This is a genomic window from Lentzea sp. NPDC003310, from assembly GCF_040610935.1.
GTDB lineage: Bacteria > Actinomycetota > Actinomycetes > Mycobacteriales > Pseudonocardiaceae > Lentzea.
The window spans coordinates 66984-78361 of sequence record NZ_JBEXNC010000030.1 but is presented as its reverse complement, the minus strand read 5'-3'; the positions used below and the strand labels follow the sequence as shown (position 1 = coordinate 78361).

Annotated in this window: 11 protein-coding genes; 6 read left to right on the top strand and 5 right to left on the bottom strand. The window is 72.0% G+C overall.

What is annotated here, in order from left to right; genetic code table 11:
* Positions 1-327: 327 nt before the first annotated feature.
* Positions 328-2487 carry an AAA family ATPase gene (locus ABZX02_RS41455; RefSeq protein ID WP_355307188.1) on the bottom strand — a complete coding sequence of 720 codons (2160 nt, stop codon included), beginning with the start codon at positions 2485-2487 and terminating at the stop codon, positions 328-330.
* 73 nt (positions 2488-2560) lie between these two features.
* Here ABZX02_RS41455 and ABZX02_RS41450 point away from each other — a divergent pair, with 73 nt between their 5' ends.
* The 3 genes from ABZX02_RS41450 (at position 2561) to ABZX02_RS41440 (ending at position 4501) form a co-directional block, all read left to right on the top strand.
* Positions 2561-2890 (top strand): hypothetical protein, encoded by a 330-nt coding sequence (locus tag ABZX02_RS41450; protein WP_355307187.1) that lies wholly within the window; start codon positions 2561-2563, stop codon positions 2888-2890.
* Positions 2891-2988: 98 nt separating this feature from the next.
* Entirely contained in the window at positions 2989-3372 is a 384-nt protein-coding gene (locus tag ABZX02_RS41445; protein WP_355307185.1) for a hypothetical protein, read from the top strand.
* Positions 3266-4501 carry a LamG domain-containing protein gene (locus tag ABZX02_RS41440; RefSeq protein ID WP_355307184.1) on the top strand — a complete coding sequence of 412 codons (1236 nt, stop codon included), beginning with the start codon at positions 3266-3268 and terminating at the stop codon, positions 4499-4501. Before ABZX02_RS41445 ends, ABZX02_RS41440 begins: the two co-directional genes overlap by 107 nt.
* Before the next feature lie 63 nt (positions 4502-4564).
* On the opposite strand, the gene pssA is transcribed toward ABZX02_RS41440, so the two are convergent.
* The 4 genes from pssA to glp form a co-directional block, all read right to left on the bottom strand.
* Positions 4565-5524 carry a CDP-diacylglycerol--serine O-phosphatidyltransferase gene (gene pssA / locus ABZX02_RS41435; RefSeq protein WP_355307182.1) on the bottom strand — a complete coding sequence of 320 codons (960 nt, stop codon included), beginning with the start codon at positions 5522-5524 and terminating at the stop codon, positions 4565-4567.
* The gene (locus tag ABZX02_RS41430) at positions 5525-6220 is read right to left on the bottom strand and encodes a phosphatidylserine decarboxylase (protein WP_191303803.1); all 696 of its coding nucleotides are present in this window, start codon (positions 6218-6220) and stop codon (positions 5525-5527) included.
* Positions 6221-6425: 205 nt separating this feature from the next.
* Positions 6426-7850, bottom strand: coding sequence for a M48 family metallopeptidase (locus ABZX02_RS41425; RefSeq protein WP_355307181.1), 1425 nt, complete (start codon positions 7848-7850; stop codon positions 6426-6428).
* A 28-nt stretch (positions 7851-7878) separates the two neighbouring features.
* The gene (glp, locus tag ABZX02_RS41420; protein ID WP_355307179.1) at positions 7879-9117 is read right to left on the bottom strand and encodes a gephyrin-like molybdotransferase Glp; all 1239 of its coding nucleotides are present in this window, start codon (positions 9115-9117) and stop codon (positions 7879-7881) included.
* Positions 9118-9145: 28 nt separating this feature from the next.
* On the opposite strand from glp, the gene ABZX02_RS41415 reads away from it, so the two are divergent.
* The 3 genes from ABZX02_RS41415 (at position 9146) to ABZX02_RS41405 (ending at position 11375) form a co-directional block, all read left to right on the top strand.
* Positions 9146-9787: an AIM24 family protein gene (locus ABZX02_RS41415; protein WP_355307178.1), complete on the top strand. Its 642-nt coding sequence runs from the start codon at positions 9146-9148 to the stop codon at positions 9785-9787.
* A gap of 88 nt (positions 9788-9875) precedes the next feature.
* The gene (locus ABZX02_RS41410) at positions 9876-10082 is read left to right on the top strand and encodes a cold-shock protein (RefSeq protein ID WP_030470913.1); all 207 of its coding nucleotides are present in this window, start codon (positions 9876-9878) and stop codon (positions 10080-10082) included.
* 69 nt (positions 10083-10151) lie between these two features.
* Complete coding sequence (locus ABZX02_RS41405; protein ID WP_355307176.1) at positions 10152-11375, top strand: protein kinase; 1224 nt, start codon at positions 10152-10154, stop codon at positions 11373-11375.
* Positions 11376-11378: the final 3 nt, after the last annotated feature.

The window sequence follows — 11378 nt, the reverse complement described above, 5'->3', positions numbered from 1 at the left end:
GTCAAGTCGACGAAAAGCGTGTCGACTTGACCTCACCCCTCAGGTGCAGCAAGTGCTATGGCGCGACTCGTGATGGGACCCCCCCGCCGAAGCCGTTTGGTAAGGACGGCTCGCCTTCGGCATCGCGGGGGATCGGGCCTGCTCTGCAACCCGCCGCAACCCGCAGCCTCCGCCTGCTGCTGCCGCCCGCTCGCCGCTGCCGCCCGCCAGCCAGGTCGCCTGCCGCCTCGCGCAGCCGCCATGCCCAGCCCGCTCAGCCTGTCTCGCCCAGCCCCAACCAGCCCAGCTCGCCCAGCACGTCTTCCTGCTGCCCGCCGCCTGCCTGCGTCAGATCGCCCTTCGTGCCGCGTAAGCCGCCAGCGAAACCAGCTGTGCCGGGTCCAGCGACGGGCGCACCACGTCGCGTGCCTTGGCCAGGTGCGCCTGCGTCACCTCCGCCGCCTCCAGTGACTCCCGCATCGCCGTCAGCGCCGCCTCGCGCACCAGGGCTGCGCAGTCTGCCGCCGAGTACATCTCCAGTTCGCCTGCCAGCGTGGCCAGGTCCACGTCGCCTGCCAGCGGGGTGTTGCGGGAGGAGGCCTTCAGGATTTCGGTGCGGGCTTCCGTGTCCGGTGGCGGCACGTAGACGAGGCGCTCCAGGCGGCCTGGGCGGAGCAGTGCCGGGTCGATCAGCTCTGGGCGGTTGGTGGCTGCTACCACCACCACGTCGCGGAGGGGTTCCACGCCGTCCAGTTCGGTGAGGAGGGCGGCTACCACCCTGTCTGCCACGCCCGAGTCCGAGGACTGGCCTCGGCGTGGGGCCAGGGCGTCCACCTCGTCCAGGAAGACCAGGGCCGGGGCCGCGTCCGCTGCTCGGCGGAAGAGTTCTCGGACCGCTCGTTCCGACTCGCCGACGAACTTGTCCATCAGTTCGGCGCCCTTGACGGTCAGGACGTTCAGCTGGCCCGAGCCTGCCAGGGCGCGGACCAGGAACGTCTTGCCGCATCCCGGCGGGCCGTAGAGCAGGACGCCCCTCGGGGGTTCCACGCCCAAGCGGGCGAAGGAGTCCGGGTAGCGCAGGGGCCAGAGGGCTGCTTCGGTGAGGGCCTGCTTGACCTCCTTCATGTCGCCCACGTCGTCCAGCGTGAGGCCGCCGGTCTGGACGGTGTCCGAGGCGGACATGGAGATCGGGCGGACCGTGTTCAGGGCGCCCAGCAGGTCTTCCTGGCCCACGCGCGGTTCTGCGACCTCGCGTTGGCGCAGTGCTGCTCGCACGGCTGCTTCGCGGCGGAGGGCGCAGAGGTCCGCCGCCACGAAGCCCGGGGTGCGGGCGGCCACCTCGCCGAAGTCCACATCGGACTCCAGTGGGACGTCGCGGAGCAGCACGCGCAGCAGTTCGGTGCGGCCCGCCGTGTCCGGGAGGGGGAGCGTCAGCTCGCGGTCGACGAGGTCGGGGGCGCGCAGGCGGGCGTCGACCGACTCGGCGCGGGCCGAGGTGACCACCAGCGCGAGGTTCGGGCGGGAGATCGCCGTGCGGAGCATGTCCAGGACGACCGTGGCCACCGGCGGCGGGGCCGTCGGGAGCAGGGCGTCGATGTCGGTGATGAGCAGGACCGTCGGCTGTTCCGGGACGCCCGCGATGGCGTCACCCAGCTGCTTGGCCATCGCGCCCGGCTCCAGGACGGCGATGCTCGGGGCGGCCAGCTCGACGATCGACGCGTCGAGGGAGTGGGCCACCGCGCGCACCAGCGTCGCCTTGCCCACGCCTTCCGGGCCGCTCACCATCGCGGCGAGGCGGGCCGCGGCGCCCAGTTTCGTGAGCAGGTCGGGCTGGCGGAACATCAGTTCCAGCCACTCGGCCAGGCGGCGGGCCTGCTCGCGCTGGCCGACGAGGTCGGTGACCGGGAGCGCGTCGTGCTTCTCCTGCACCACGACCGGCGTCACCTCGGCGGCCGGTGCCTGCGCCGAGCGCCAGCCCACGACGCTCGACGGCTGCACGGCCACGGGGCCTGCCGGGTCGGTCGAGGTGATGGTGATGAGCTCGTTGGTCCACGTCATGCCGATGGCGTTGGACAGCTTGCGGCGCGTCTCCGAGACGTTCGCGCCGGGCGGCGGCGCGAGGTCCTGCGGGAGCAGCGAGACGTTGTCGCCGACGGTGAGCACCTTGCCCGTCAACGCCATCCGCACGTGCTCGGGCGTCAGGGCCGTGGTGGCGAGGCGGGAGCCCGCGACGGTGATCGAACGGGCCGCCGACACCTGCACCGGCGCCACCACGATCTCGGAGCCCTCGACCACGCCGAGGTTCGTGAGCGTCACGTCGTCGACCAGCACGACACCGGGCGGCTGCTCGCCGGACGCGGCCAGGGCGGCGCTCACGCGGGCGCCGGTCAGCTTCACGGCGTCCCAGGCGCGCAGTCCCAGGGCGTCGAGCACCTCGGGGTGGAGGCGGACGACGCCGCGCCGGGTGTCCAGAGCGGACGGGGACAGGCGAGCCGTCAGCGTGATCACGCCGCCGACTCTAGTTCCTCCCCGGTCCCCGCGTTCGCCAGGAGAATGCGCGAGAACGCGGGGAGGGGACGTGATGGGGAAGAGGCGGGGCGCGGCGTGGGCGCTCGCGACGCTGACGGGTGCGGCGGTGCTGGAGATCAGGACGACGGCGTCCAGGAGGAAGGTGCTCCCGCACGTGGGAGGCGACGACTTCGTCGGCAGGATCCACCTGCTCGCGGACGCCGTCCACGGGTTCTCGGGTGCCTTGAGCCTGCCGGGGCGGCGGGAGCGGGAGCGGACCGCGGTCAAAGCCCTGGAGTGGCACTGGAAGGTGTCCCCGCCCGAGGCACGCGCCTGGATCGTCGCGGTCCTGGAGGACGAGGGATCTTCGATCGGGGAGTTCATCGACGTCGAGCGCTCGTGACGCCCTGAACGGAGTACCTCGATCGTCGTCTCGGAGGTTACGGTGGTGGCGATCCGGGCTGGGGGCCCGGTCGTGACGAGACCTGGGGGTCACCGTTCATGCGCCACAAACCGGCGCGCGGCTTTCGCATGGCCGCGTTTTCTCTCGTGCTGGCCGTCGCGGCCAGTCTCACCGCACCGGTCGCGCACGCCGCGGCTGATCCCGCGCCCGCGCCTCGGGTGAGTTCCCAGAAGTACCCGCCGTCGCAGCCCGGTGGCGGTGTCGGCGTGGCGGGCGCGTTCGAGCTGGACGCGGACTACGACGTGCTGAAGTACGTCTACTCGTTCACCAACGACGCTGGCTTCCTCGACTGGACATCCCGCGGCGCACTGGGCGTTGGACGGCACGCTGGCCGACGCCGACGGGAACAACGCCCTGACGTCGCACGGCGACCCGGACCTGGCCTCGGCCGGGTACACGGGCAGGGCCGCCGGGCTGGGTGACCCGCAGGACCACCTCAGCGGAACGGTCCCGGCCGACACGTCGAAGAACTTCTCGCTGTCGGCGTGGGCGAAGGTGGACGACGGCGGTGCCGATCGCGCCGTCGTCGCCGCGGGGGACGGCACCGCGTTCAGCGCCGGGCTCTACTTCGACGCCGCCGCGGGGCGGTGGGCGTTCGGCATGACGACTCCGGACAGGACCGGTCTGCGGGTGGCCCACTCGCAGGCGCAGGCGGAGACCGGCGTCTGGACGCACCTGGCCGGCACCTACGAGTTCACCACCCGGACCCTCACCCTCTACGTCGACGGCGTCCGGCAGGGACAGGTCACCGGGGTGGACGGCTGGCAGGCGTCGCAGCTGCTGGTGGGACGGCACCGGTGGAACGGCGCGGAGGTCGGCGGTGCGCCCGGCGCGGTCGACGAGCTCAAGGTTTACGCGCGCACGGTGAACGAGGACGAGGTCAGGCAGCTGGCCGGGCAGGCGAGCCTCCGCGGCCACCACCGGTTCAACGAGGGCACGGGTGCCGGCACCCAGGACGAGGTCACCGGCACGGTCGCGCCCCTCAGCGGCAAGACCGGCTGGGAGGTCGACGGTGACGACACGTCGTTGCGGCTCAACGGACCGGACGAGTCGGGCCAGGAGCAGGACGGTGAGGCCTACGTCTCGGGCGCCGCGCCGGGGATCCGCACGGACCGCTCCTTCTCGATCTCCGCGTGGGCCCGGCTGGACACCGACGCGCACGACGGCAAGGACCGCACGGTCGTGAGCCTGGTGCGCGACGGCTCCTCGCTGCTGGACCTGAGGTACAGCGGAGCCTCGAAGAAGTGGGAGTTCGTGTTCGGCGGCACCACCGTGAGGACCGCCTACCGCGCGGAGCTGCAGGAGTGGACCTACCTGACGGCCGTGCACGACAAGGCCAAGGCCGAGGTCCGGCTGTACTTCAACGCCATCTACGTCACGTCGGTCCCGTTCACGGGCGGGTCGGCGGAGACCGGGTCCACTGTGGAGTTCGGCAGGCTCTCGCCGGCCACCGCCGCGGGGTCGTTCTGGAAGGGCGGGATCGACGACGTGCGCGTCTACGCCGGAGTGCTCTCGGAGCAACAGATCGTGGCCCAGGCCATCCGCACCTGATCCCACGCGGAAACGGGAACGGGCCGGACACGATCGACGTGTCCGGCCCGTTCCCGTTTCAGCTCAAGGCTTTTGCTGGCGCCTCAACCCCAGCTGCCGCCACGACCGGCGACGGCCGTTGACCGTGCCCTCCGTCGCGGCCGCGGCCGACGCGTCACGCCGGGGCCGCCGCACCGCGCGCATGGCCGCACCGGCCACCCGCCCGTGCAACGGCTGCCGCAGCCCGAGCCGCCGCGCCGCCACCCCGTGCGCCCGCTTGATCGCCCGGCGGTCGGCACCCGTGACGGTCCACGCCTCCGGGTGCTTGGACAGCCACACGTACCGCCGCACCGAGTACGGCAGGTGCGCCAGGTACACGACCATCGCGATGATCAGCGCCACCAGCGGGTAGGTGATCACCGCGGCCGCGAGCAGGCCGACGCCGACGAGCAACGGCGCGACCGCGCGCGGCGGCACCTTCACCGTCTTCACCGACAGGGTCGGGATGCGGGAGACCAGCAGCATCGCGACCAGGACGGTCCACGCCGCGACGACGTAGGAGTTGTTCCACCAGCCGTCGCCGCGGACCTGCTCCTCGATGATCAGGGGCAGCAGCAGCAACAACCCGCCTGCGGGAGCCGGGACGCCGACGAAGAACTCCTTCGCGAACGGCGGCTGTTCCTTCTCCAGCAACGTGTTGAAGCGCGCCAGGCGGACCACCATGCAGACCGCGAAGATCAGCGCGATGACCCAGCCCGCGCGGTTGCCCTCGAACTTCCAGAGGTAGATCGCGAGGGCGGGCGCGACGCCGAACGAGATGGCGTCGGCCAGCGAGTCGAGCTCCGCGCCCATCTTGGACGTCGCGTCCAGCAGGCGGGCGATGCGGCCGTCCAGGCCGTCGAACACGGCCGCTGCCGCGATCGACGCGATGGCCGCGCCCCACATGCCGACGTTCGCGAAGTGCACGGCGGACAGGCCCGAGCACATGGCGAGGACCGTGATCGCGTTCGGCAGCAGGCGAACGCCGGGCCCGCTGGGTGCCACTTACGCCTCCGGGAGTTCGGCGAGAACGGTCTCCCCGCCGATGGTGCGCTGGCCGGCCTCGACCAGGACGCGGCTGCCGCGCGGCACGTAGAGGTCCACGCGCGAACCGAAGCGGATCAGGCCGTAGGTCTGACCGGCGGCGACCTTCTCGCCCTCGGCGACCTCGCACACGATGCGGCGCGCGACCAGGCCGGCGATCTGCACGACGACGAGGTCGTGGCCGTCGACGGTGCGCAGCCACACGGTGTTGCGCTCGTTCTCCTCGGAGGCCTTGTCGAGGTCGGCCGAGAGGAACTTGCCGGGGTGGTACGAGACCTGGACGACCTCGCCGTCCGCGGGCACGCGCTGCACGTGCACGTCGAAGACCGAGAGGAACACGCTGACGCGCGTCATCGGCTGGGAACCGAGGCCGAGCTCGGCCGGCGGGACGGCGTCGACGACGTGCGAGACCGTGCCGTCGGCCGGGGCCACGGCGAGGTTCGGACGGGTCGGCGTCACGCGCTTCGGCTCGCGGAAGAACCACGCCACCCACGCCGTGACCAGCGCGAGTACGACGCCCAGGCGCTTGAAGCGCAGCCGGACGAGGAGGGTCGCGATCGCCGCACCGGCGACGAACGGGCGCCCTGCCGGGTGCATCGGCGGCACCATGCCGCGCGCGAGTTCGAGGAAGTGGGAGACGGGCTTCTCGCTGCTCATCGTGTCTGTGGGTTCCGTAGCGTCGGGGGATGTGTCTGGCGTCATCACGCTACGGCAACACCGCAAACCGCCCACCGGGACGGCCGGGAAGACAAGTGGCCGGTCGGCCCGTGCATCCCCCGACGAATGCGCGGGCCGACCGGCGCCTGCAGGCAGTGTAATCCCCGTCACATGGGGTGAACAACGGCGCTCGGTGAGCGTTCCGTCACAGTCCGTCGACGCCGAGGGTCTGCAGCCTGCGCCGCACGTCGGCGACCTGGTTGGCGTCGCGCACGGCGGGCGCGACCAGGTCGTCCGGGTAGACCGCAGCTCCGTCGGCCGTCCGCAGCACGAACAGGCCGCCCCAGTTGAGTTCCAGCTGAGCGCGGCCGGTGGATACGAGCACGTCAGCGACCATGCACCCGAGCAGTTCCGTCACGGTCTCGACCGCGGCGTCGTGCACCTCCGCCCGGGTCAGCGAGGCGTCCACGGGCGCCCCGGTCAGCTTGTGCAGCTGCGCGCCCTCCAACGCCCTGAGCACGTCGGCGACCGTCTCCCCGACCTTGCTGACCCGGCCCGCGTGCCGCAGCACGTCGGCATTCCGGCGCACGAGCACCGGCCCGGCCAACCGGGCGAGCTCCTCCCAGGCGATCGGGGGCCCCTGCACCTCGACCAGCGCCGCGACCTGCTCGGGCGGCAGGCCGTCGAGCAACGGCCACGAGGACCGCTCGTCGACCGCCTCCGCGACACCGCCGCTGACCGGGGAGGTCCGTCCGATCGTCGCGACCCGCTCCCTGATCGGCGGGTGGCTGTCGAACACCGACGTCGGCTCCTGCGCGGCCAGCAGCGGTTCGATCTCGCGCAGCTGGTGCACGCGGCGCGGGTGGTCGAGGTAGGCGCGGAAGCCCTCCAGCAACGGCGGCGTGCGCCCGGCGAGCACGGCCATCGACACGTACCAGCGCTTGTAGTCCTGCCACGCCACGCCCAGCGGGCCACCGCGCAGCAACGACCGCATCGACGCCTCGCGCCCGGCCGCCGCCACCGACACCTCGTCGGCGAACCGCTCGTGCTTGCGGCTCTCCGAGGCCGCGGCCAGCGCGTACAGCCTCGCCCACGCCCAGAGGACGCCGACGAACGCGGTGTCGGTCCGCGACACGAGCCCCAGCGCGGTCTGCGCGCGAGCGGTGAGCGCGGACAGCCGCGTGTGCCCGCCGCCGTAGTGCCCGAGCTCGTGCGCGAGCACCGACCGCAGCTCGCCGATCGTCATCCCGGCGACCCACGGCAGGCCGAGCTCCATGTAGCGCGTGCCGCCGCGCTCCCACACACCCGCGTTGGCCTTGTCGACCAGGTGGATCTCGTCGGGGCTGCGGGCGCCCGCGATCGCCGCGAGCTCGTCCACGTGCCGCCACAGCTCCGGGTGCTCCGCGCGCCCCAACGGCACGCCCTCCGCCCGTGGGCGCGCCCAGATCGCCACGACCACCGCGTACATCAGTGGTGCGCCCACGAAGACCGCCAGCGCCACGAGCCACCAGCCGCCCCCGGTCTGGCCGCGCTCGAACAGGACGTACGCGAGGATCCCCAGCCCCGCCACGATGCCCACCGCGAGCACGAAGAACCCGGCGAGCATCACCAACGCCAGCGCCGCTCTCATGTCCTGCTTCCCCCAGATCGTTCCGCTCCTACTGCAGGTATCTCACGGTCACCTCGGCGCCCGCAGGCAGTTCGGTGACGTCCTCGGGCACCTCGATCAGGCAGTTGGACAGCGCGAGAGCCGACAGCAGGTGCGAACCGGGACCGCCGACCGGCGTCACGACCTCGCCGGAGGACGGGTCGTGCAGCCCGCGCCGGAACTGCGTCTTGCCCGCGGGAGACGTCAGAGCACTCGTGACCCGCGCACGCGCCGTGCGACGTTCGGGCTGCGTGTGACCCATGGACGCCATCAGCGCAGGACGCACGAACACCTCGAACGACACCTGCGCGCTCACGGGGTTGCCCGGCAGCGACAGCACCGGCACACCCTCGTACCGGCCGGAGCCCTGCGGCCCGCCCGGCTGCATCGCGACCTTCGTGAACTGCACGTCGTGGTCCGCGAGGGCGTCCTTGACCACCTCGTACGCGCCCGCGCTGACCCCGCCCGACGTCATGATCACGTCCACCGCGCCCAGGTACGGCTTCAGGGCGTCGTGGAACGCGTCGACGTCGTCCGGCACGAACCGCAGCTGGATCGCCACGCCGCCCGCGTCCCGCACGGACGAGGCCAGCATCATGCCGTTCGACTCGTAGATCTGGCCGAGCTCCAGCGGCCGGCCCGGTTCGACGAGCTCGGAGCCGGTGGACAGGACCAGCACGCGGGGGCGGCGGCGCACGGGCAGCTCGGGCAGCCCCAGTGCCGAGGCGAGGCCCAGCGTGGACGGCCGCAGCACGGTGCCCGCGGCCAGCACCGGGTCGCCCTTGCGGACGTCGTCGCCGCCGGTGCGGATGTTCTGGCCGGGCTGCACGGCCCGGTCGATCGTCACGGTCTCCGTGCCGCCGTCGGTCCACTCGACCTGGACCACCGCGTCCGCACCGGGCGGCACGGGCGCGCCGGTCATGATCCGCTGCACCGTGCCCGCCGCCAGCGGGGACAGCTCGGTGCGGCCCGCGGGGATGTCGTCGGCGACCGGGAGCCGGACCGGGAGGTCGCCGGCCAGGTCGGCGGCCCGCACGGCGTACCCGTCCATCGCGGAGTTGTCGAACGGCGGCAGGTCCAGCGGCGCGATGACGTCGGTGGCGAGCACGAGCCCGAGGCACTCCTCGAGCGGGAGCTGCAACACGGGCATCGCCCCGACCAGGTCCGCGACGCGCTGGCGGTGTTCGGCGACAGTGGTGGGAGGCACGACTGCATACTGCCAACGTCGCGCCGGTCGTGACGATCGCATTGCCCCGTTTCTCCCGGAGGTGTTGTTCGTGCAGGTCCGGACCAGGCACACCCCGACGTTCGGCGTGGCGAGACTCGTCCTCGCGCCCGGCGAGGCGGTGCTGGCCGACCCCCTGACCATCGCGGCCACCAGCTACGGCCTCGGGGTCGAGGTGAAGGGCGCGGGCGCCAAGGCCGTCGCGCTGTGCACGGCGGGAGCGGAGGGCGGCTGGCTCGACGCGGCGCCCGTGCTGCCGGGGGACCTGCACCAGGTCGAGCTCGACGGGACGCACGGCTGGTGCCTCGCCCGGCACAGCTGGATCGCGTCGAGCAGCACGGTGGCGATGAACCCGGAGGCGCCGCCCATGCAGGCCATCTTCGGCGGCGGCGAGGGCTTCCTGAACTACGCGCAGGGCCAGGGCTCGGTGGTGCTCGCCTGCTACGGCGCGCTCGACCTCGTGACGCTCGAAGCCGGCGAGGCGGTGACCATCAGCAGCGACCACGTCGTGGCGTTCGCGGACACCGTGCAATGCCGACTTCGGCCCTCGGTACCCGATGGCGTGCAATCCATTCAGACGGGTGAGGGGCTGGTGTTCGACTTCGCTGGTCCGGGCGCCGTGCTGACCCAGGCGAGGGGACCCCGCCGACTCACCACCTGGTTGCGCGCCAACGGAGTCAGCCCTCGTTCATGACTCCGTAAGGAGGTATCCGAGTGAGATTTCTTCTTTTAGCGTTGCTCTCTGCGCTTTGCGTGAGATGCGTGATCTGAAGGAGGACGTCTTGGCTCTCGGTACCGTCAAGTGGTTCAACTCCGAAAAGGGATACGGCTTCATCGCAACCGATGGCGGGCCCGACGTGTTCGTGCACTACTCGGCGATCCAGATGGAAGGCTTCCGGACGCTCTCCGAAGGCGACCGGGTGGAGTTCGAGGTCCAGGCCGGACGCGATGGGCGCAGCCAGGCATCGGACGTCCGCCGAGCCGGCTAGGAGCCTCTTCGATCACAGCTTGGACGAACCCCGGGCAAGCCGATCTCGCCGGACGTTAGGCTGCCTCGCGTGTCGGAGGACCTGAGCGGACGGCGAATCGCGCATTACCGGATCGACGGAGTGCTCGGCCGCGGTGGCATGAGCGTGACGTACCGGGCCACGGACGTGCGGCTGGGCCGCAAGGTCGCGCTGAAGGTCATCGGTGAGCACCTGGCGCCCGACGCGGAGTTCCGCGAGCGGTTCGTCGACGAGGCGCGCAACACCTCGGCGATCGACCACGCCAACATCGTGCCGCTGTACGACTTCGACGAGGTCGACGGCCTGCTCTACATCGCGATGCGGCTGGTGGACGGCAAGGACCTCGCCGTCCACATCAAGGAGGGCCCGCTCACGCCCGCGCGCGCCCTGACGCTGCTCGGCCAGGCCGCCGACGCGCTCGACATGCTGCACGGCAAGGGCCTCGTGCACCTCGACGTGAAGCCGGCGAACGTGCTGGTGACGCAGAAGGAGGGCGTGCGCGAGCACGTCTACGTGGCCGACTTCGGCCTGACCCGCCGCGGCGCCACCGGCCACCGCACTCGAACGGGTGATTTCCTCGGCTCGCCGACCTACGCGGCGCCGGAACACCTGCGCGGCGAGCCCGTCGACGGCCGCACCGACCAGTACGCGCTCGCGTGCATGCTCTTCGCCTGCCTGTCCGGCCGCCCGCCGTTCCAGGGCGGCGTGCAGGAGGTCATCGCGGGCCACCTCAGCACCGTCGTGCCCGCGCTGTCGCAGCTCGTAGCGTTGCCGCCGGCCATCGACGACGTGATCCGCAAGGGCACCTCGAAGGACCCGTCGCAGCGCTACGCGAGCTGCGCCGAGCTGATCGCCGCCGCCCGCGTCGCTCTCGCCGGGGTCGCGCAGGGCTCGGCTCCCGCTCAACTCGGGCCGCAGTCCGGCTCGTTCCCCGCTCAAACGCCGGTGTCCGGTCCGATGCCCGCGCAGCAGGGCCAGTTCCAGGGCGGCTACCAGCAGCCGCTGCAGGACCCGGTCCGGCTGCGCCCGCCGAACCAGGTGGGCGCGAGCGCGTTCACGTCGTCCCGCAAGAAGGAGCGGCCGGCCTGGTTCGCGCCGGTCATCGCGGCCGCGGTGGCCATCGTGGTGATCATCATCGTGGTGGTGATCCTCTCGCCCGGCGACGAGCCCGCGCGGCAGCCGAAGACGAGCTCGGCGCCGTCGCTGAACTTCGGTGACGAGACCACCACGAACAGGCCGCTGCCGACCTCTGTGCCGGTGCGCACATCACGCTGAGAG

Coding starts and splice junctions, on each gene's coding strand:
- ABZX02_RS41450 (WP_355307187.1), top strand. CDS start 2,561: ATGGGGAAGAGGCGGGGCGCGGCGTGGGCGCTCGCGACGCTGACGGGT.
- ABZX02_RS41445 (WP_355307185.1), top strand. CDS start 2,989: ATGCGCCACAAACCGGCGCGCGGCTTTCGCATGGCCGCGTTTTCTCTC.
- ABZX02_RS41430 (WP_191303803.1), bottom strand. CDS start 6,220: ATGAGCAGCGAGAAGCCCGTCTCCCACTTCCTCGAACTCGCGCGCGGC.
- ABZX02_RS41425 (WP_355307181.1), bottom strand. CDS start 7,850: ATGAGAGCGGCGCTGGCGTTGGTGATGCTCGCCGGGTTCTTCGTGCTC.
- glp (WP_355307179.1), bottom strand. CDS start 9,117: ATGCGATCGTCACGACCGGCGCGACGTTGGCAGTATGCAGTCGTGCCT.